General features: G+C 67.8%; 11 protein-coding genes and 2 pseudogenes. 8 read left to right on the top strand and 5 right to left on the bottom strand.

Annotated elements, in window-relative coordinates:
• The first annotated feature begins 100 nt into the window (after window positions 1-100).
• The 5 genes and pseudogenes from Rai3103_RS05050 to Rai3103_RS05035 all read left to right on the top strand — a co-directional run bounded on the left by Rai3103_RS05050 (window position 101) and on the right by Rai3103_RS05035 (window position 6,810).
• On the top strand, window positions 101-676 hold the full coding sequence (locus Rai3103_RS05050; RefSeq protein ID WP_239022391.1) for a DUF1989 domain-containing protein: 576 nt from the start codon (window positions 101-103) through the stop codon (window positions 674-676).
• Window positions 673-3,686 (top strand): annotated as a pseudogene (gene uca, locus Rai3103_RS05045) (urea carboxylase); the annotation flags it as partial. The gene Rai3103_RS05050 and the pseudogene uca, both read left to right, overlap by 4 nt.
• On the top strand, window positions 3,684-4,403 hold the full coding sequence (locus Rai3103_RS17530) for a biotin/lipoyl-containing protein (protein ID WP_338420092.1): 720 nt from the start codon (window positions 3,684-3,686) through the stop codon (window positions 4,401-4,403). The pseudogene uca and the gene Rai3103_RS17530, both read left to right, overlap by 3 nt.
• Window positions 4,400-6,091 carry an allophanate hydrolase gene (gene atzF, locus Rai3103_RS05040; protein ID WP_153571661.1) on the top strand — a complete coding sequence of 564 codons (1,692 nt, stop codon included), beginning with the start codon at window positions 4,400-4,402 and terminating at the stop codon, window positions 6,089-6,091. The genes Rai3103_RS17530 and atzF overlap by 4 nt, the downstream gene beginning before the upstream one ends.
• A 35-nt stretch (window positions 6,092-6,126) precedes the next feature.
• Window positions 6,127-6,810 carry a TetR/AcrR family transcriptional regulator gene (locus Rai3103_RS05035; protein WP_228489183.1) on the top strand — a complete coding sequence of 228 codons (684 nt, stop codon included), beginning with the start codon at window positions 6,127-6,129 and terminating at the stop codon, window positions 6,808-6,810.
• Between the two features lie 3 nt (window positions 6,811-6,813).
• On the opposite strand, the gene Rai3103_RS05030 is transcribed toward Rai3103_RS05035, so the two are convergent.
• Together Rai3103_RS05030 and Rai3103_RS05025 are read right to left on the bottom strand one after the other, a co-directional pair.
• Window positions 6,814-7,539, bottom strand: a complete 726-nt coding sequence (locus tag Rai3103_RS05030; protein WP_153571659.1) for a GTP pyrophosphokinase — start codon at window positions 7,537-7,539, stop codon at window positions 6,814-6,816.
• A 286-nt stretch (window positions 7,540-7,825) separates the two neighbouring features.
• Window positions 7,826-9,178, bottom strand: a complete 1,353-nt coding sequence (locus Rai3103_RS05025; RefSeq protein ID WP_153571658.1) for an acetamidase/formamidase family protein — start codon at window positions 9,176-9,178, stop codon at window positions 7,826-7,828.
• Between the two features lie 417 nt (window positions 9,179-9,595).
• Here Rai3103_RS05025 and Rai3103_RS05020 point away from each other — a divergent pair, with 417 nt between their 5' ends.
• Window positions 9,596-10,570 (top strand): hypothetical protein, encoded by a 975-nt coding sequence (locus Rai3103_RS05020; RefSeq protein WP_153571657.1) that lies wholly within the window; start codon window positions 9,596-9,598, stop codon window positions 10,568-10,570.
• 570 nt (window positions 10,571-11,140) lie between these two features.
• Here Rai3103_RS05020 and Rai3103_RS05015 read toward each other — a convergent pair.
• Window positions 11,141-11,893, bottom strand: coding sequence for an ATP-binding protein (locus tag Rai3103_RS05015; protein WP_153571656.1), 753 nt, complete (start codon window positions 11,891-11,893; stop codon window positions 11,141-11,143).
• A pseudogene (gene istA, locus Rai3103_RS05010) lies at window positions 11,890-13,451 on the bottom strand (IS21 family transposase). The gene Rai3103_RS05015 and the pseudogene istA overlap by 4 nt, the downstream one beginning before the upstream one ends.
• 348 nt (window positions 13,452-13,799) lie before the next feature.
• Here istA and Rai3103_RS05005 point away from each other — a divergent pair.
• Both Rai3103_RS05005 and Rai3103_RS05000 read left to right on the top strand, forming a co-directional pair.
• Window positions 13,800-14,969, top strand: a complete 1,170-nt coding sequence (locus tag Rai3103_RS05005; protein WP_153571655.1) for an XRE family transcriptional regulator — start codon at window positions 13,800-13,802, stop codon at window positions 14,967-14,969.
• Between the two features lie 3 nt (window positions 14,970-14,972).
• Window positions 14,973-15,449: a DUF4411 family protein gene (locus tag Rai3103_RS05000; RefSeq protein ID WP_153571654.1), complete on the top strand. Its 477-nt coding sequence runs from the start codon at window positions 14,973-14,975 to the stop codon at window positions 15,447-15,449.
• Here Rai3103_RS05000 and Rai3103_RS04995 read toward each other — a convergent pair.
• Window positions 15,446-20,350 (bottom strand): IPT/TIG domain-containing protein, encoded by a 4,905-nt coding sequence (locus Rai3103_RS04995; protein WP_153571653.1) that lies wholly within the window; start codon window positions 20,348-20,350, stop codon window positions 15,446-15,448. The two genes, Rai3103_RS05000 and Rai3103_RS04995, sit on opposite strands and share 4 nt — an antisense overlap.
• Window positions 20,351-20,518: the final 168 nt, after the last annotated feature.

Raw genomic sequence — 20,518 nt, 5'->3', positions numbered from 1 at the left:
TGGACGCCTCGCGGTACGCCGAAGGGACGGTCCTCGACCTCGCCGGCCCCCTGACCGACGGCGCGATCGTACGGGACGAGGTCGTCCCCGCCCGGGCGCCGTGGTCCGTGCGCCTGGCCGCCGGTCAGGTCCTGACCATCGTGGACGTCGGCGGCAACCAATCGGGGACTGCCTGCTGTTCAACGCCGACGACACCGACGAGCGCTACAGCGTCCCGGACACCCTCGCCTGGCAGGGCAATGCCTACGTACGGACCGGGACAGTGCTCCGCTCCACCCTCGGTGAGCCCTTGGCCACCGTCGTGGCCAACGAGGTGGACCGCCAGGACACGATCGGCGGTGCCTGTAGCAAGGAGTCGAACACCCTGCGTTACGGGCACCACACGCTGACCGAGCACGCCTGCCGTGACAACTTCCTCGCCGAGGGGTCGCGCTACGACCTGGGCGCCCGGGACATGGTCTCGAACCTCAACTGGTTCATGAACGTGCCGGTCGAGGCGGACGGCGCCCTCGGCATCGTCGACGGCATCTCCGGGCCGGGCCGCCGGGTCGCCTTCCGGGCGGAAAAGGACCTCCTGGTGCTGGTCTCCAACTGCCCGCAGATGAACAACCCCTGCAACGAGTTCAATCCGACCCCACTGCGGATGATCGTCACGGACCCCGAGGAGCACCGATGAGCACCACGCGTACGCCCGCGATCACCGGCCCGGATTGGGCCTTCGACACCGTCCTCGTCGCCAATCGCGGTGAGATCGCCCGGCGGATCATCCGGACGGCTCGCGACCTGGGCCTGCGGACCGTCGCGGTCTACTCCGAGGCCGACTCGTCGGCCCCGCACGTCCGCGAGGCCGACGAGGCGGTGCTGCTCGGCCCGGCCAGTGCGCGGGCCTCCTACCTCGACGTCGACGCGGTGCTCGCGGCGGCCAGGTCGACCGGTGCCGGTGCCATCCACCCGGGCTACGGCTTCCTGTCGGAGAACGCCGACTTCGCCCGGCGTGTCGAGGCGGCCGGGATCGCCTTCGTTGGCCCGACTCCGGAGCAGTTGCAGCAGTTCGGCCTCAAACACACCGCCCGGTCACTGGCCGAGGCGGCCGGAGTCTGCCTGATGCCCGGCACCGGCCTGCTCGGTTCGGCCCAGGAGGCCGTCGACGCAGCCGAGCGCATCGGCTACCCGGTGATGGTCAAGGCCACCGGAGGCGGAGGTGGTATCGGCATGCTCACCTGCTCCGGACCTGCCGAGGTCGCCGACGCGTACGACCGTGTCGGCCGCCTTGCCGCCGCCAGCTTCGGCAGCGCCGGAATCTTCCTCGAACGACTGGTCAGCCCCGCCCGGCACGTCGAGGTGCAGGTCTTCGGTGACGGCGCCGGCGGGGTGGTCATCCTCGGCGACCGGGACTGCTCCCTGCAGCGTCGCAACCAGAAGGTCGTCGAGGAGGCGCCGGCCCCCGGCCTGCCCGACCACGTCCGGGCGGCACTGCACGATTCCGCCCGTCGCCTCGCCGCCTCGGTGGCCTACCGCAGCGCCGGCACCGTCGAGTTCGTCTACGACCCGCTCCGGGAGGAGGCGTCCTTCCTCGAGGTCAACACGCGGCTCCAGGTGGAGCACCCCGTCACCGAGGAGGTCTTCGGGGTCGACCTCGTCGAGCAGATGCTGCGGTTGGCCGGCCAGGGTCCCGCCGGCGTGACGGACCTCATGACGGCCGACCTGCGACCGACCGGCCATGCCGTCGAGGCGCGGATCTACGCCGAGGACCCGAACCACGGCGGCCGGCCCAGCGCCGGCCTGGTCACCCGGGTCGAATGGCCCGCCTCGGACGTCCGCGTCGACGCGTGGATCGAGACCGGCAGCGAGGTCAGCACCCACTACGACCCGATGGTCGCCAAGGTCATCCGGCACGGCGCGGATCGCGCGGCTGCCCTGGCCGGCCTGGCCGCGGCGCTCGACGAGGTGCGGATCGACGGCGTGCAGACCAATCTCGGGCTGTTGCGTACGGTCCTCCGCCGCGATGACGTCGCCGGTGTCACCCACCACACGCACACCCTGGACGGGGTGCGCGACCCGGAGCCGCGGATCGACGTGGAGCAGCCCGGCCTGATGACGACGGTGCAGGATCTGCCCGGCCGCCTCGGCCACTGGGACATCGGTGTGCCGCCGAGTGGCCCGATGGACGATGTCTCCCTGCGGGAGGCCAACCGCGCGCTCGGCAACCCCGAGGGTGCCCCCGGGCTGGAGTGCACGGCCACCGGCCCCACCCTGCGCTTCTCGCATCCCACCTGGATCTGTCTGGGGGCGCGCCGGCTCAGGCGACCATGGCCGGGGAGTCGATCCCGTGGTGGACGCCGTTCGAGGTGCCCGCCGGTGAAGCCGTCGAGATCGGGTCGATCGTGGGCCCGGGGCAGCGGACGTACGTGGCCGTCCGTGGCGGCCTCGACGTGCCGCGCTATCTCGGCAGCGCCTCGACGTTCACCCTGGGCCGCTTCGGCGGGCATGCCGGGCGAGCGCTGCAGGCCGGCGACGTGTTACGCGCCGCCGAACCGGAGGGCCTCGCCCCGGTCGCAGGCCCGGTGCCACTGGCGCGGCGACCCCGGCTCACCCGGGACTGGCGGATCGGCGTCACCGAGGGACCGCATGCGGCCCCGGAGTTCTTCACCCGTGCCGACATCGACGACCTGTACGCCGCCCACTATGAGGTGCACTTCAACTCCGATCGCACCGGCGTCCGTCTGCTCGGTCCCCGTCCCACCTGGGCCCGGGAGGACGGCGGGGAGGCCGGCCTGCACCCCAGCAACATCCACGACACCCCCTACTCGGTGGGCGCTCTGGACTTCACCGGCGACACCCCGATCATCCTGGGCCCGGACGGGCCGAGCCTCGGCGGGTTCGTCTGCCCCGCCGTCGTGGCCTCCGGCGAGCGGTGGAAGCTGGGGCAGTTGCGTCCGGGTGACACCGTCCGCTTCGTCCCGGTGCGGGACGAGGAGGCCGCCGGTCTACGGGCCAGGGCCTCGGCCGCCCGGCTGACCGGAGTCGGCGACGGCGACGACGGGGTGCTGGCCCGGATCGACGCACGCGAGGACCGACCGGCCCTCACCTTCCGCCGTGACGGCGACGACAACATCATCGTCGAGTACGGCGAGCAGGTCCTCGACATCGGCCTGCGGATGCGGGTCCAGGCCCTGCTCGACGCCCTCCGCGCGGAGGCCCCGGCCGGCGTCATCGACGCCACCCCGGGCATCCGCTCCCTCCAGGTGCACACCGATCCCACCCGCCGACGGGCCAGCACGCTGATGGGGCTGCTCCGGGAGTTGGACGATGCCCTCCCGGACACCCGCGAGCTCACCGTGCCGTCCCGCGTCGTCCGGCTACCGCTGTCCTGGGACGACCCGGCGACCCGGGTGGCGATCGAGCGCTACATGCACAGCGTCCGCAGCGACGCACCCTGGACGCCGTGGAACATCGAGTTCATCCGCCGGATCAACGGTCTGGACAGCGTCGAGGACGTCAAGCGGATCGTGTTCGACGCCAGCTACCTGGTCCTCGGGCTGGGCGATGTCTACCTGGGCGCCCCGGTCGCCACGCCGCTGGATCCCCGCCACCGTCTCGTCACCACCAAGTACAACCCGGCCAGGACCTGGACCGCGGAGAACTCGGTCGGCATCGGCGGTGCCTACCTCTGCATCTACGGGATGGAAGGGCCCGGCGGCTATCAGTTCGTCGGCCGGACCACCCAGGTGTGGAACCGCTTCCGTCGTGCCGGCATGTTCGCCGAGCACCCGTGGTCACTGCGGTTCTTCGACCGGATCCAGTGGTACCCGGTCGAGGCCGACGAACTCCTCTCGATGCGCGCCGACGTCGAGGCCGGTCGGGCCTCCCATGCCGAGGTGACCGACGGCGTCTTCGACTACGGGGACTACACCCGCTTCCTTGCGGAGAACTCCGCGTCGATCGACCGTTTCCGCAGCACCCAGGAGCGGGCGTTCGCCGAGGAGAAGGAGCGCTGGCACGCTTCGGGGGAATTCGACGTCCAGCTCCAGCACCCCCACGTGGAAGCCGTCGCGACGATCGAGGTGCCCGCGGGGCACGTCGGGGTCGAGGCGCCGTTCGTCTCCAACGTGCTGAACGTCGACGTGGCTGTCGGCGATCGTGTCCGCAAGGGTGACCGGCTCGTGTCCCTGGAGGCGATGAAGATGGAGACCCGCGTCACCGCCCCAGGCGACGGGATCGTCACGGCGCTCCACGTCACGGCGGGCAACCAGGTGTCGGCCGGCCAGGTGCTGGCGGTCGTGGGGCCGCATGGTCCTGTGGGCGGCTCGGACGCGCCAGCCTCGTCGGAGGCGCCCGACGCCCCAGCGGACCCGGCCGGCCGGTCCGCAGGGCTGACGGTTGCGGCAGGGGCCGGGCGATGACGGCCGTGGAGCGGGCTGCCGCCGCTCTGGACGCCATCGCCTCGTCGGGGCGGCCGGAGATCTGGATCTCCCTCGCCGATCCCGACACGCTGCTCGCCCAGGCGGCAGCCGTCGACGCGCGGGTGGCCGCCGGGGAGGAGTTGCCGCTCGCCGGGTCGGTCGTGGCGGTGAAGGACAACATCGACGTGGCGGGCCTGCCGACGACGGCCGGCTGCCCCGCGTACGCGTACGATCCGGCGGAGGACGCGGAGGCCGTCGCGCGGCTCCGGGCGGCGGGCGCGGTGCTGATCGGGAAGACCAACCTCGACCAGTTCGCCACCGGGCTGGTCGGCACCCGCAGCCCGTACGGCGCGGTGCGCAACGCCTGGGACCCATCGCGGGTCTCCGGCGGGTCGAGCTCCGGCTCGGCAGTCGCCGTCGCACTCGGTCTCGTCGACCTCGCCCTGGGCACCGACACGGCCGGCTCGGGGCGGGTGCCAGCGGCGTTGAACGGCATCGTCGGCATCAAGCCCACGCGGGGGCTGGTCTCCACCGCCGGTGTCGTCCCGGCCTGCCGCAGTCTGGACTGCGTCACGGTCTTCGCCCGATCACTGGACGCCGCCCGGACGGCCGTCCGGGCCATCACCGGTGATGACCAGGAGATCGCGGCCCGCAGGATCCGGGACCGAGCCCTGAGACCTGCCGCGCGACCGGCCCGCCAGGTCCGCTTGGGGGTGCCGTTCCCCGAGCAATTGGGGGAGCTGGAGCCCGGCTGGCGCGAGGCGTACGACGCCCTGGTGACGCGGTGCCGGGCCGCCGGCGCCGAGGTCGTACCGGTCGACCTGGACCCCTTCCTGGAGGCCGCCGGCCTGCTGTACGACGGGGCGTTCGTGGCGGAACGGTTCGCCGCGGTGGGGCCGTTCATCGCCCGGCACCGTGACCTGGTGGGGGAGGAGATCGATCCCACGGTCGCGGCGATCGTGCTGGCCTCCGGCGAGCCGACGGCCGCGGACCTGTTCGACGACCTGGCGCGGCTCGAGTTCCTGGCGGTGGCGGCGGAGCGGACGTTCGCCGACGTCGACGCGCTGCTGACGCCGACCACCACCCGCCACCCGACGATCGAGGCCGTGAGGGCGGATCCGGTGGCGATCAACGCGGCAATGGGCAGGTTCACCAACTACGCGAACCTGCTCGACATGGCGTCGATCGCCTTCCCCGCCGGAACCGTCTCGGGTCTGCCCTTCGGAGCCATGCTCACGGCTCCGGCTGGGGCGGACGACCTGCTGGCCGGGATCGTCGCGGAGATCTCTCGGGACGGCGATGGCGTCGAGCTCGTCGTGGTCGGCGCGCACCTGTCCGGGATGCCGCTCAACCATGAGCTCACCGCTCGCGGTGGTGTCCTGGTCGGGCCGGTGCGGACGGGGCCGATCTATCGCCTGTACGCGTTGGCGACCACCCCGGCCAAGCCGGGGCTGGTCCGGGTCCGGGGGGACGCCGGGGGTGCGTCCGTCGTCGGAGAGCTGTGGCGGCTGCCGGTGGCGGGCCTGGGCCACCTCGTCGCCGGCTTGCCCCGGCCGATGACGATCGGCTCGGTCGAGCTGGAGGACGGCCGCGTGGTCCCGGGCTTCCTCTGCGAACCGGCGGCCGTGGCCGACGCCGAGGACATCACCGCCTGGGGAGGCTGGCGTTCCTGGGTGGCCGCGAGATGACGGCCCTGTGGCCCGCCGGTGCCATAATGCCTGACGTGACCCAGGCAACGGATCATCCCCGGCGCCCGGGTCGGCCGCGGGCCAACCCGGCGACCCAGGCGTCCGGTCTCTCCACCCGCGACCAGATCCTCGACGCGGCGGCGGCGCTGTTCGTGGAAGAGGGCTTCGGCGCCTGCACCACCCGGCAGATCGCCGAGCGCGCCGGGATCCGGCAGGCCTCGGTGTACTACCACTTCGCCAGCAAGGACGAGGTCCTGTTGGTGCTGCTCTCCTCTTCGATCCGGCCGAGCCTGGCCTTCGCCGTCCGGCTCCGGGAGGATCCGGACGCGCCCGATGACCCGGCCGTCAGGCTGTGTGCGCTGGTGATCGCGGACGTCCGGCTGCTTGCGGGTGCCCGGCACAACATCGCCAGCCTGTACGGCCTTCCGGAGGTCCAGGAGAAGGCGCAGTTCGCGGGGTTCCGCGCCGAGAGGCACGAGCTGATCACTGTCTACGGCGACTTCGCCGGGGCGGTGGTGCCGCTGGTCGACCGTACGCTCTGCGGAACCCTGGTGATGCAACTCGTCGAGTCGGTGATCGGCCTGCGAACGGCGGATCGCTTCCGGACCGAGTACGAGGGCGACATCGCCAAGGCCTGCTTGCGGATGCTCGGAGTGGGCGACGTGGAGATCGATCTGGCCGTACGAGAGGCGAGGGCGTTCCTCGAGGATCCGGCCTGACCCTCAGAACGGCACCGACCCCCCGTCCGTCGGGGGATGAACGCCGTCGAGCAGTTGGGGTTCCGCGCCACGGATCTGGCGGTGCAGTGCCTCCATGTCGGCGTCCAGCTTCGCCGAGGTCAACGCGGTGCTGTAGAGACTGTCGAGCAGTGCCTCGGGCACCGTACGGTCGAACTTGTAGTAGATCTTGTGCTCCAGCGCGGCCCAGAAGTCCATGGCGATGGTGCGGAACTGCACCTCCACCGGGACCCGGGCGATCCGGTCGGTGAAGAAGACGGGGACCTCGACGATGACGTGGAGGCTGCGGTAGCCGTTCGGCTTCGGCTCGGCGATGTAGTCCTTCACCAGCAGCACGGTGAGGTCCTCCTGCTGGCAGAGGACGTCGCGGACGCGGTAGACGTCGCTCTCGAATGACGTGATCACCCGGACCCCGGCGATGTCGGTGATCGCCCCGCGTACCCCCTCGATCGTCGGCTCGACGTGTCGCCGGCGAGCCTTGGCGAGGATGCTGGTGGGGGACTTGAGCCGGGCCGCCAGGTGCTCGATGGGGTTGTAGTCGTAGGCGTTCTCGTACTCGCGCCGCAGGATCGTCAGCTTGGTCATGATCTCGTCGATGCCGGCCTGATAGGTCATCAGCACCCGGGCGAGTTCGCTGCCGTGGTCCACCAGCCGCTCGTGCGCTGCGAAGGTGTCCTCGCGGGGATCATCAGCATCGATGTCATCGCCCATAGCTTCCAGGGTAGGGCCCGTGACACGACGGTGGCCCCGGAGGTGGCCGATGGATCCCGGCGGTGCGGTCTCTCTCGGACGGCGTGAAGGTTCTCAGGCAGCGCGACGATTCTCAGGCAGCGCGACGATTCTCAGCCTGGCCGATCTTGCAAGGTCGGCCAGGCTCAGAGTCATCGGCGGCCCTGAGAACCGTCGGCCATCCTCGGCCATCCTCGGCCGTCGTGACCACGTTCCCCGGCCTCGGTCCACGAGGTTGGTGGGCCGGGCTCCGCCGGATCCCGCACGGTCAGCCGACCAGGTCGCTCTTGCTGATCAGGCCATGCACGCCGACCGTACGGTCGACCACCTGCGACACCACGAAATCCGCCGCGGCCGAGAGGTAGGCGTACGCCACGGACCGGCTCAACCCCTTGTCGTGCTCGAGGAAGTCGAGGGCATTGACCACTGCCCTTCGCATGCCGATGTTCAGGTCGTTGATCTGGCCGCCGCTCGAGCCGTCCGGATCGGAGAGGCCGATCGGGATCCAGTGCTCGGCGGTCTCCGCGAAGGGGTAGTGATAGGCCACGCTCGGGGCGTCACCGCTGCCCGGCTTGCACACGGTCAACCGGAAGGTCCCGCGGATCGATCCCTCCATCGCCGTGAGGGCGACCTCCCCGTCACCCATCGCCATGTGCGGATCACCGACGTAGAACAGTGCGCCGGGCGCCTTCACCGGGAGGTAGAAGGCCGAACCGACCCCGAGCTGGCGGATGTCGATGTTGCCCCCGCCGAGCGTCGGGGGGATCGAGTTGGCACTCGGGTCGGTGAGGCCCTGGGCCTCGCTGAACGCGACGCCCATCATGCCGAAGAACGGCCGGAGCGGGAACTGCAAGGTGTGCGCCCCGTCATTCATCATCCCGTGGTTGCCGTTGACCGACGCGAAGACCGAGACGTTGCCGTACCGGGTGGGATCCTTCGTGGCCCGGCCGTCGGTGGCGATGGGCGGCATCACCTCGTCGAGGGTGATCCCCGCCGGAGCTCCCGTGGCGGTCCGCCCGAGGGCTCCCTTGCCGTGGCGACTCGACACCACGCCGTACGGGACCCGGGCGAGCAGGTCCAGCGTCTCGATCTTCAGCACATCGCCCGGTTCGGCGCCGGTGACCGCGACCGGACCGGTCACCACGTGCGGGCCGTCGATGTCGAAGGACCGCTGGGTGCGGTGGTAGTTCGCGGCGACGTCGATGGCGTCGTCGAGGACCCGGGTCCGCGGCACACCGTGGGCGCCGAACCAGCCCAAAGGATCGCGGCCCTGGTCCTCGAGGATCCCCTCGTGCGACAGGGCGTCGATGGTGATCGTCTCGCCGGAGCCGATGGTCGCCACCGGTGCCGCGTGGACGGTCGGGACGTACCCCCACAGCACGTCCTCTGTTCGCGACGACAGGTAGTGCTGGCCGGCGATGGGGCCCTGGCCCGGCTGCAGCACGCCGCGGAAGAAATCGCCGCCGCCGGTGGATGTGGTCGCCTTCGGGGCGGCGAAGGCCCGATTCGTGGAGCCGCCGAGGGTGGCAATCGCGCCCATGGCGGCCGCAGCTCCCAGGAGACCGCGACGGCCCACCCCGCGTTCGATGAGCTCTGCTGCTTCCTTGCCCGTGGGTGCCATGGTGTCTCCCCGTCGTTGTATTTCTGTCCGAGCCGGATAGCCCGTTCCGGACGCTAGTGAGGGTGATGACGCGTGCGGTGACAGGGGATCGACGGAGCTGTTACGGCTGGGGAGCCATCCAGGGAACTCGGGAGACGCGGATTGGGTGACCGTCAACTCATACGTTGACCGGACATAGTTTGTTGGACAGAATCCGACGGTTCTTTGCCCGCGTCTCGCACTCACTGGGCTGGTGTCTATCAAACGAACGAGATTGTTAGATGGTTCTGACGGGGAACGTGTCAAGCAGGATCTCGGGTTGGCGTCTGCTCCAAGCTCAGCAAGGAGCAGTGGCCGTTCATTGACTGTTGCCTCCGCTCTCGGCTGCCTCAACAGTGAGAGCACCATGAAGGATTGACCTCGCGGTATGGTCCCGGCATGGACGAGCTCGTCGAACCGGAGCACAGTAGATGTCAAGCAGTAACTAGGTCCGGGCGACGATGCAAGCGGCCGGGGGATCCGTTCTGCTACCAACACAGACAGCCGGGTGATCAGGCTGCTGATTCCAAGTCTCAACAGACGAGGCAGTCCGAAATTCCCGCTTCTCGGGCGAGCATGGCGTTGGCCGGGCTCGACACGACGGCGACCGTGGCCAACCTCTTCAACACGTCCAAGTTGATGCAGGGGGCGTTGGCCGGGTTCGACACGACGGCGACCATGGCCAACCTCTTCAACACGTCCAAGTTGATGCAGGGGGCGTTGGCCGGGTTCGACACGACGGCGACCGTGGCCAACCTCTTCAACACGTCCAAGTTGATGCAGGGGGCGTTGGCCGGGTTCGACACGACGGCGACCATGGCCAACCTCTTCAACACGTCCAAGTTGATGCAGGGGGCGTTGGCCGGGTTCGACACGACGGCGACCGTGGCCAACCTCTTCAACACGTCCAAGTTGATGCAGGGGGCGTTGGCCGGGTTCGACACGACCACGATCATGAAGGATGCGTTCGCTGCGCTGTCGAAGACGGTCGGTGGAACCGACTCGTCCGCTCCGGGCGGGTCGAGGGTGGCTGGCCTGGAAGATGCGACCTGGGATCGTCTCTTGGCGGATGGCTCTTTCCCTGAAGATCTGGTGCCCGGGGACTTGGCGGAAGAGGCGGGGCTTACTGCACCCCCTCTGGAGATCGCTGCTGCCGCCTCGCTGGCGGCAGCGAGCAGATCCTCGAACGCCAAGGATGCTTTGAATGAGGATGAGCGCACTGCGGCAGTCATGTTGACGGCTTTGGTTGTCCTCGCATTCTGGGCGGTCTACCTATTGTCTCCCCAGTTGCGGGCTGCCTACACATTCATCGAATTCCCCGTATCGATCGCGCCGTGGGTCTGGCAGCGTGTCGTGGCCAGCGGTCCTGACTGAGGCTAACCATGGTCAGGATTGCCAGCGTCGCCAGGGCAACCTCTATCTGGGCGAAGCGCCGGACGAGTTCATCGACCCACGATGGGGAAGGTTCGGCCTCGCCTACTCATCAGTGGGTGCCTTCTACCTGTCCACGTGCCCGGCCACAAGGATGACGTTGATGCCGGGAGGGGCTGAGCGTGGCAAGAGCCGTGGCATTCTCCGCGCCGGGTTGCGACAGCGGCGACATCGCTTTGTGGCGTGCGACGCCTATAAGATCAGCTCCTGACCGAACTCCGTGTCAGGCGCCACATCGATCCAACGACGAGGCTGATCGATCGACTCACTACACTCAATCTGGTCCTGGGGAGACGCTCCCCCCATGCGCCTCTTCAGGACCTCCAGCCGGAAGTGGGTCGCACCCCCTCGGGGTGACCTCACGTCCAACAGGGGCGCCCAATTGAGTATTTGGTGGTCTGAGAGCCACCCGTTCTGGACGCTGGGTGCCACCGGTTATCGGGTTTGAGCGCCACCTGGTCGTGCGGGAGAGCGCCAGCGGCGTGGGTGGGTGCCGCTGGCGCTCACCGGGGGTCAGGGGGTCTGGGTCCGGGCCGCTCGTTCGCGCATATTGATGGTGCCGGTGTTGATCCAGATGGCGGTGTGGACGATCCGGTCCATGATCGCGTCGGCGCGGACTCCGCCGCCGAGGCGCTGGTGCCAGTCCTTCTTGGGGTACTGGGTGGCGAACACGGTGGAGCCGGTGTCGTGGCGGCGTTCCATCAGTTCGAGCAGCATGGTCCGGGTGGCCTCGTCTGGCTGGTCGAGGAGCCACTCGTCCAGCACGAGGAGGTTGAACGCGGCGTACTTGCGCAGGAACTTGGTGGCGCCCTGGGTCTGGTCGCGAGCCAGGGTCCAGGCCTCGACCAGGTCGGGCATCCGGATCACGTGGGCCCGGATCCGGTGGTGGCAGGCGTTGCGGGCCAGCGCGGAGGCGAGGTAGGACTTGCCCGAGCCGGTGAAGCCTTCCAGGACCACGCTGCGGTTGGCGGTGATGAACCGGCAGGTCGCCAGTTCGGCCAGAACAGTGCGGTCCAGGCCACGTTGCTCGATCAGGTCGAGGGCGCGTAGGTCGGCGTGCGGGTAGCGCAGCCCGGCCCGGCGGATCAGGCCGGCGACCTTGGTGTCGGTGAACGCGCCGTGCGCGTCGTCGACCGCGAGCCGGACCCGTTCGGCGAACGGCAGATCCATCGTGAGGGCCTCGTCCTGGGCTTCGAGCGCGGCGGCCAGGTCGGCCGCGCCCATCTCGCGCAGCTTGCGCTTGGTCTCCATGTCCAGGGCGCTCATCGGGCCCCTCCGGCGTAGTAGTCGGCCCCGCGGACGAACCCGGCGTCGGCGCTCTCGCGCGGTGGTGGGGTGTGGTCGGGGCGGGTCTTGTCCTGCCCGGTCGCCAGAATCGGCTGCAGGTGGGCGTAGCGGGGCGAGCGGATGCCCGCCGTGAGCGCGATCCGGCTGGCGGCTTCCAGCCGGGCCGCGGAGTAGCGCCGTGACAGGCGCAGGACGGCCAGGGCCGGGTCCAGGCCCTGCTCGTCGACCGTCACGGACGCGAAGATCCGATCCACGACGGTGGTGGTGTCGGGGCCGATCCGGCCCGCCCAGGCCCTGACCCGGTCGGGGTCCCATTCGCGCCAGGGCTTGCCGTCGGGCAGGTCGGCGGGCCGGGTGCGGTACTGGTTGACCGCCGTGGCCGCTAGCAGCGGGTGGGAGGCCAGGCGTTCGTCGTGGCGCCAGACCTCCAGCGTGGTGTCGGTGACGCGCAGGTCGACATGGGTCCCGATGTGGACGAACGGCACCGAGTACCGGTTGCGCGCCCAGACCACGTGCCCATCGCGCCCGACCCGCCGGCCCCGGACCCAGGCGGAGATCTCGAACGCCACGGCCGGCAGAGGCCGCAGCAGCGGCGCCTCCTCGCTGGTGAACACCGAGGCCCGTGAGCCCGCGCGCTTCTGGAAGGGTGCGGCGTTGTAGTCGGCCAGTCGTTCCCGGATCGCCGCCCGCAACTGCGCCAGGCTGGTGAACGTCTCGGCGCGCAGCGCGGCGATCACGGCGGTGGCGATGTTGCCGACCGTGTTCTCCACGCTCGGCTTGTCCTTCGGCTTGCGGACCCGCCCCGGCAGCACGGCCGCCGAGTAGTGGGCAGCGAGTTCGCGGTAGGCGTCGTTCAGCACGATCTCACCCTCCCGGGGATGGGTGATCACGCCGGTCTTCAGGTTGTCCGACACGATCCGGGGCACCGACCCGCCGAAGAACTCGAACATCGCCACGTGCGCCCGCAGCCAGGTGTCCTGGCGCATGTCCTGGGCCGGCTCCACGAACGCATACCGGCTGAACGGCAGACACCCCACGAACAAGTACACCTTCTGCGTCGTCCCGGCCATCGGGTCGGTGAGCTTCATGGTGGGCCCGACCAGTCGACCTCGACGGTCCTGCCGGCCTTGTGACCAACCCGCGAAGAGGCGCCGGTCACCAGCAGATAGTGGCCGTAGGACTTGCAGAACCGGTCATAGCCCATCGCCACCTGGCCAGCACCGGTCGTGGCGTCGACGTACTCGGCGTGCAGCAGACGCAGCGTCACCCCGACCCGGGCCAACTCCCGGTGGACCCCGGCCCAGTCCGGCTCGCTGAACACACTGACATGCTCACCCCGGCCCGGGAACAACAGGCCATACACCTCGGCCTCGGGCAGGTCGGCGACGTCGTCCCAGCCGACCCCGGCCTCCTGCGCGGCGTCGATCACCGCCGCGACACTGTGACGCGACATCTGCTGGGACGCGGCGATCGCTCGCCCTGACAGGCCCTCGGCCCGGAGACGAAGCACTGACTTCGCCTGAATCCTTCGTACCATTGCGATACTCCTTCTGCCATGCGGTAGGCGCATGGCAGAAGGAGCCTGACAGGATGGCGCTGAACCACGCCAACCCCGGCGCTCAAGCCAACTAACCCGTCACCCGGACGGTGGCGCTCGAACCCACTACTGGTGGTGCCCCTCAGACCGAATATTCACCCAATCCGTCCTGACCGGCGGGACGTACGGCGAGACCTGCAGTGAAGGCTGACGTGGGAGCGCCCCCGTCGCCGGCTTGAGTCCAACTGCCGATCACCTGGGCCATGCCGGGGTGGCCGGACCGACTCCTCTGGCTGCGAAGTTACTTAACGCGGAACAAATGTTAGAGCTTTGGGAGAGACTGGCTACATGCCTTCGATCTCCGCCTACGTCAAGCCGGAGTTGCTGAAGTGGGCGCGCACCAGCGCAAATATCCAGCCGATTGCGGCCGCGCGCAAGATTGGCGTCCCTGAGGACTTGATTGCAGCGTGGGAAGCGGGTCAAAAACGTCCCACGATCACGCAACTGCGCAAGGCCACCACGGTCTATCGTCGGCCCTTGGCGGTGTTCTACCTGCCCGAACCGCCCGAGGGATACGAGACTCTGCGGAACTTCCGCCGGTTGGGTCCGAGTCAATCGGGTGGGTGGTCTACCGCGCTGCACGGGGAGTATCGCCGTGCCCACTTCCAAAGAGATGTTCTCCTGGAGCTCGCGGAGCTGGACCAGGAAAGGCCACCCAGCGATTGGCGCCTGTCGCAACTTCGTGGAACGGACGAGCAGCTTGCCGAGAGCGTCCGCCGGCGTCTCATGAGCCTCGTGGACTTGAAGGTACCCACAGCATCGTCTGACGAGTACAGCCACCTCGGCTACTGGACGCGGGCGCTGGAGGATGCGGGTGTTCTTGTCATGTCTACGCAGGGTGGGCTCGTCTCTGTGGAAGAGATGCGTGCATTCAGCCTCTATTTCGATGAGGTGCCTGTCATCATGCTCAATGGTGCGGACGCACCCCGCGGCAGGCTCTTCTCACTGCTCCACGAGTACATGCACCTCCTGCTCCACACGGAGGGCCTGTGCGATATGACCACCGACCAGTACGCAGTCACCGAGGACCGTCGATTGGAAGCCCGCTGCAACGCCCTCGCTGCTGAGATCCTGATGCCCCGCGAGAGTGTCCTGGGCTCCGTGCTTGTCAGGCAACACCACCCAGGCGATCCATGGATTTTGGGAGACCTCATCGAGGCCGCCAGGCCGTTTGGTGTTAGCGTCGAGGCACTTCTGCGACGGCTGGTCACCCTCCAGCAAGTATCGCTGGCCGATTATCAAGCGTTCAGGGAAGCGCAGCAAGGATCCGCCGCAGTCAAGAAGAGGCCCTCGGGTGGATCGTTCTACTTCACCAAGGCTCGTGATCTTGGGAAGGGATATGTCAGGACCGTCGCAGGTGCGCATAGACGCTCCTTGATCGACAGCACCACTGCCGCCGAGTACTTGGACGCCAAAGTGGGGCAGATTGCCCGACTGGCCGAGGTGTCCGGTTCCTAGAGGATGAAGCAATTGCTGCCCTACTATTCGTTCGACTCCGGCGCGTTCATCAACGGGCGGCGTGACATCTTCATCCCCTCCGCCTTCCTCGGCGTGTGGAAGAACATCGAGGTGATGATCGCCTCAGGGCTAGTGCGTGCGGTGGATGAGGTGAAGCGGGAAGTGTCCCGACACGACGATGACACGGCCAAATGGGTGCGGGCACAGAAGGGGCTCTTCGTGCCGCTAACCCGCGAGGTCCAAGAGGCCACGTCAAGAGTTTTGGATGCCCATCCGAAACTGATCAGCCTGGGAAGTAACAAGAGCGGCGCGGATCCCTTCGTGATCGCCCTCGCACTCGCCCACGAGGGAACAGTCGTCACGCAGGAGACGCGGAGCGGCAAGTTGACCAAGCCGCGAATCCCAGACGTGTGCGAAGCCATGGACGTGCCGTGCTTGACGCTGCCGCAGTTCGTGGCGGCGCAGGGATGGACGTTCTAGTAGCTGCGAAACATCTCCTCTGTCAAGGCTGCGAGTTCGGGCTCCGAGTAACCGGTGTGGCTGGGCCATTGGAGCGCCATTTGCAGCCACACACCCATTCCGTTGGTGGGTGTCATCGTGCAGATCGGGTCTCCTGCGTGGCACAACGAGTAGGTCTTGGAGGTCAGACTGTCTGGGATGCCCTGAGTTTGCAGTGCAAGCATGCCGTTCGCGCCAGCGACCCACCAACCGGCCACCTTCAGATTCCCGGAAGCGTCCAGCCCTTCGAAGAGATGCTCACGCGCGTCGGGCTGACGTCCTGCGTCGCCAACTAGAATCACCCCTTGGATCAGGTCGAGCTCTTCCGGCGTGAGCTGGGTCAGTGCTTTATGGATCACGGCAGCACCTTGTGAGTACCCGATAAGCACGTAGCGCTGGCCAGCGTAGCCACACCTGTCGTGAGCATCTCGTAGGTACTGCAGCGTCTTTGCCACTCCATCATCAATGCTGTGCTGGAACTCCCACGGCAAGACTGCGACCGGCTTAGCCTCATACCTGACTCCGATTTGTTCGATTGTGAGCGAGGGATCCTTGGCCTGCGCTACTGATTTGTAGGCGTCGTAGGCAGTCTGGCCAGGTTTCCCCATTCCCTCCTCCCATGTGCTGAAATATGCCGCTTCTAGTCCATTATCCACCTGACCGCTCCATTGAGGCAACTCGCCCGATCCACGTAGACCGAAAGCGAGAATGTTTGAGCATGTCGATACATTCGGAACGTTAGTCGTTGCTGCGATGGGTGCTACTACGGGAGCAGTATAGCCGCTCCAAGGGTAATAGAGGACTGGTCCGATCGCTGCGGCGCCAGCCCCAGTTGGAGCAGGACCAGAAGCTGCCCCCCAATTCACGTCGCGAGCATCGACATAAGAAGAATCATCAGCTGAGATTCCTGTATTCACTTGCGTGAACGAGCCACGAAATAGCGTTCGTGAGGCTGAGACTGCCTTGATTCCGGTCCCGGTGTTGCGCACGTCCACGCCAGTAGCTTCCAAGACGCCGGCCACAGTGACCGCGGTTCCGTTGTTGATGAACTGGGAGCCGGTTACCTCGGCGGATCCGCCGCTGGCCACGTTTAGTCCGTTGTTCGCGTATCGGATGCTGGCTGCAGAGACCCGGGCCACACCACCAGCCAACACGTCGACGCTTTGGAAGTGCGAGCCGTAGTAGGAGTCCGTGTAGGTGACGGTGGTGGAGATGGGGCCGCCGGCGGTGTCGTCGTTGAGCTTGGTCAACGTCCCATTGACGTTGAGAACACCCGCGACAGCGAGGACGCCCCGATCCGCACCAAAGGGCCAGTGGTCCAGGAATTGGAACTTGATGACCGCCCCCGCGGGGACCGTGACGGAAGAACCGGCGGGTACGTTGACCGTGGACCCGGATGCGTTGGAGAGGACGAGGCCCCACCCGGGGCGGCCGAAGAGTGTGGCTCCGTCGGCGAAGACGGGGTCTTTGAGGTGGACGCCGTTGATGGGGGAGTTGGTGGCGGTGTTGCCCTGGGTGATCTTGGCCGGATCGAACGGCGAGGACGTGCTCACCTTGATCGTGTCGGCGTTGATGGTGTCGAAGGTGCAGTTCGACACGATCGTGGCCGGGTTCGACAAGGAGATGCCGGTCTGCATTGCGGTGAAGCTGTCAGCGTCGATGGTGACGTTGGCGCCATCTGTCACGACCAGGCCGGTGGTACCTCCGGTGAACTGGTCCCCCGTCACCGACCCGCTGCTACCCGGATCGAACGAGATCCCGGTTCCGTTGCTGATGAACTGGGAGCCGGTCACGTCGGCGGATCCGCCATTGGCGACGCTCAGCCCGTTGTAACTCGCGTATCGGATGCTGGCCCCAGAGACCCGGGCCACACCACCAGCCAACACGTCGACGCTTTGGAAGTGCGAGCCGTAGTAGGAGTCCGTGTAGGTGACGGTGGTGGAGATGGGGCCGCCGGCGGTGTCGTCGTTGAGCTTGGTCAACGTCCCATTGACGTTGAGAACACCCGCGACAGCGAGGACGCCCCGATCCGCACCAAAGGGCCAGTGGTCCAGGAATTGGAACTTGATGACCGCCCCCGCGGGGACCGTGACGGAAGAACCGGCGGGTACGTTGACCGTGGACCCGGATGCGTTGGAGAGGACGAGGCCCCACCCGGGGCGGCCGAAGAGTGTGGCTCCGTCGGCGAAGACGGGGTCTTTGAGGTGGACGCCGTTGATGGGGGAGTTGGTGGCGGTGTTGCCCTGGGTGATCTTGGCCGGATCGAACGGCGAGGACGTGCTCACCTTGATCGTGTCGGCGTTGATGGTGTCGAAGGTGCAGTTCGACACGATCGTGGCCGGGTTCGACAAGGAGATGCCGGTCTGCATTGCGGTGAAGCTGTCAGCGTCGATGGTGACGTTGGCGCCATCTGTCACGACCAGGCCGGTGGTACCTCCGGTGAACTGGTCCCCCGTCACCGACCCGCTGCTACCCGGATCGAACGAGATCCCGGTTCCGTTGCTGATGAACTGGGAGCCGGTCACGTCGGCGGATCCGCCATTGGCGACGCTCAGCCCGTTGTAACTCGCGTATCGGATGCTGGCCCCAGAGACCCGGGCCACACCACCAGCCAACACATTCACGCCTCCCCAGGTTGTGCTCGCTGGGGGCGGGTAAGCGACGTTGGGAATGGGCTGACCGCCGGAGGCGTCGCCTGTGGATGTGACCACCACAGGCGATGCTCCGTTGCCGGATATGGTCAGCGTGCCGCCGACCTGCAAGGAGCCGTCGCTGTTTGCCTCGATCAAGCTCCCCGGCTCAAGAGTGAGCTGGACACCGGGGGCCACACCGACAATTCCGTGGAGCACGTAGACATTGGCACATTCGGGCCCCCAATCGGTGTTCGACGTGATCGCTCCGTACACGTCCACAAACTGGGAGTAGGTGCTGCCGCAGGCGCTCTCGAAGGTGAACCGGTCGGTGGGGGTGGTGGCGGTGGTCCCGCCGGGGGTGGTCACGGTGATGTCGATGCCGCCCGCGGTCTTCATCGCGGGGCTGGTCGCGGTGAGTTGGGTGTCAGAGACCACCACGACGTTGGTGGCTGCCACGGTGCCGAACATCACCGCGGTCGCCCCGGTCAGGCCGGTGCCGGTGATCGTGACGGTGGTCCCTCCCGCGGTCGGGCCCGCTGCCGGGGAGACCTGGGTCAGGGTCGGAACATCGGCGAAGGTGAACCGGTCGGTGGGGGTGGTGGCGGTGGTCCCGCCGGGGGTGGTCACGGTGATGTCGATGCCGCCCGCGGTCTTCATCGCGGGGCTGGTCGCGGTGAGTTGGGTGTCAGAGACCACCACGACGTTGGTGGCTGCCACGGTGCCGAACATCACCGCGGTCGCCCCGGTCAGGCCGGTGCCGGTGATCGTGACGGTGGTCCCTCCCGCGGTCGGGCCCGCTGCCGGGGAGACCTGGGTCAGGGTCGGAACATCGGCGAAGGTGAACCGGTCGGTGGGGGTGGTGGCGGTGGTCCCGCCGGGGGTGGTCACGGTGATGTCGATGCCGCCCGCGGTCTTCATCGCGGGGCTGGTCGCGGTGAGTTGGGTGTCAGAGACCACCACGACGTTGGTGGCTGCCACGGTGCCGAACATCACCGCGGTCGCCCCGGTCAGGCCGGTGCCGGTGATCGTGACGGTGGTCCCTCCCGCGGTCGGGCCCGCTGCCGGGGAGACCTGGGTCAGGGTCGGAACATCGGCGAAGGTGAACCGGTCGGTGGGGGTGGTGGCGGTGGTCCCGCCGGGGGTGGTCACGGTGATGTCGATGCCGCCCGCGGTCTTCATCGCGGGGCTGGTCGCGGTGAGTTGGGTGTCAGAGACCACCACGACGTTGGTGGCTGCCACGGTGCCGAACATCACCGCGGTCGCCCCGGTCAGGCCGGTGCCGGTGATCGTGACGGTGGTCCCTCCCGCGGTCGGGCCCGCTGCCGGGGAGACCTGGGTCAGGGTCGGAACATCGGCGAAGGTGAACCGGTCGGTGGGGGTGGTGGCGGTGGTCCCGCCGGGGGTGGTCACGGTGATGTCGATGCCGCCCGCGGTCTTCATCGCGGGGCTGGTCGCGGTGAGTTGGGTGTCAGAGACCACCACGACGTTGGTGGCTGCCACGGTGCCGAACATCACCGCGGTCGCCCCGGTCAGGCCGGTGCCCGTGATCGTGACCAGGACCCCACCCGAGGTCGAACCGGTCGAGGGACTCAGCGACCCCACGGTCGGTACTGGTGCGGGCACGAACGTGAACGAGTCGGCCTTACTCTTCTGTGATGTTCCGCCGGGAGTCGTCACGCGCACGTCGACAGTCCCGGCGGACGCGGCTGGACTCAGCACACTCAGGCTCGTGTCGGAAATCACGGATATCTGGGTGCCCGCGGTCTTGCCGAACATCACTGAGGTCGCCCCGGTCAGGCCGGTGCCGGTGATCGTGACCAGGACCCCACCCGAGGTCGAACCGGTCGAGGGACTCAGCGACCCCACGGTCGGTACTGGTGCGGGCACGAACGTGAACGAGTCGGCCTTACTCTTCTGTGATGTTCCGCCGGGAGTCGTCACGCGCACGTCGACAGTCCCGGCGGACGCGGCTGGACTCAGCACACTCAGGCTCGTGTCGGAAATCACGGATATCTGGGTGCCCGCGGTCTTGCCGAACATCACTGAGGTCGCCCCGGTCAGGCCGGTGCCGGTGATCGTGACCAGGACCCCACCCGAGGTCGAACCGGTCGAGGGACTCAGCGACCCCACCACTGGAATGGTTGCGCCAGGAGCTGCACTGGCACTGGTGATTGCAGTGCCGACCGAACCCGGCAGGAATAGAGCGACAGCGAGCAAGCTGGTCAGCACGGCCTTGAAGATTCGTTCCATGCGACGGGGGCGATCTAGAGTGATCAGCTCGATCCATATCCGCCTGCGGCCCCTGGGAGCCGCCGCGTGGTGCCGCTCTCCCCAGGCGTGGGCGACAACTCGTCGCAGCAAAGCAGCTAGGAGCTGATAAATCGCAACGCCGAGTTTCCGCATGACCAGCCCCCAAGT

The sequence above is a fragment of the Raineyella fluvialis genome (assembly GCF_009646095.1).
GTDB classification, from domain to species: Bacteria; Actinomycetota; Actinomycetes; order Propionibacteriales; family Propionibacteriaceae; genus Raineyella; species Raineyella fluvialis.
This window is presented reverse-complemented; position numbering and strand designations above follow the sequence as displayed.

Coding starts and splice junctions, on each gene's coding strand:
- Rai3103_RS17530 (WP_338420092.1), top strand. CDS start 3,684: ATGGAAGGGCCCGGCGGCTATCAGTTCGTCGGCCGGACCACCCAGGTG.
- atzF (WP_153571661.1), top strand. CDS start 4,400: ATGACGGCCGTGGAGCGGGCTGCCGCCGCTCTGGACGCCATCGCCTCG.
- Rai3103_RS05030 (WP_153571659.1), bottom strand. CDS start 7,539: ATGGGCGATGACATCGATGCTGATGATCCCCGCGAGGACACCTTCGCA.
- Rai3103_RS05025 (WP_153571658.1), bottom strand. CDS start 9,178: ATGGCACCCACGGGCAAGGAAGCAGCAGAGCTCATCGAACGCGGGGTG.
- Rai3103_RS05020 (WP_153571657.1), top strand. CDS start 9,596: ATGGACGAGCTCGTCGAACCGGAGCACAGTAGATGTCAAGCAGTAACT.
- Rai3103_RS05015 (WP_153571656.1), bottom strand. CDS start 11,893: ATGAGCGCCCTGGACATGGAGACCAAGCGCAAGCTGCGCGAGATGGGC.
- Rai3103_RS05005 (WP_153571655.1), top strand. CDS start 13,800: ATGCCTTCGATCTCCGCCTACGTCAAGCCGGAGTTGCTGAAGTGGGCG.
- Rai3103_RS05000 (WP_153571654.1), top strand. CDS start 14,973: ATGAAGCAATTGCTGCCCTACTATTCGTTCGACTCCGGCGCGTTCATC.
- Rai3103_RS04995 (WP_153571653.1), bottom strand. CDS start 20,350: ATGGAACGAATCTTCAAGGCCGTGCTGACCAGCTTGCTCGCTGTCGCT.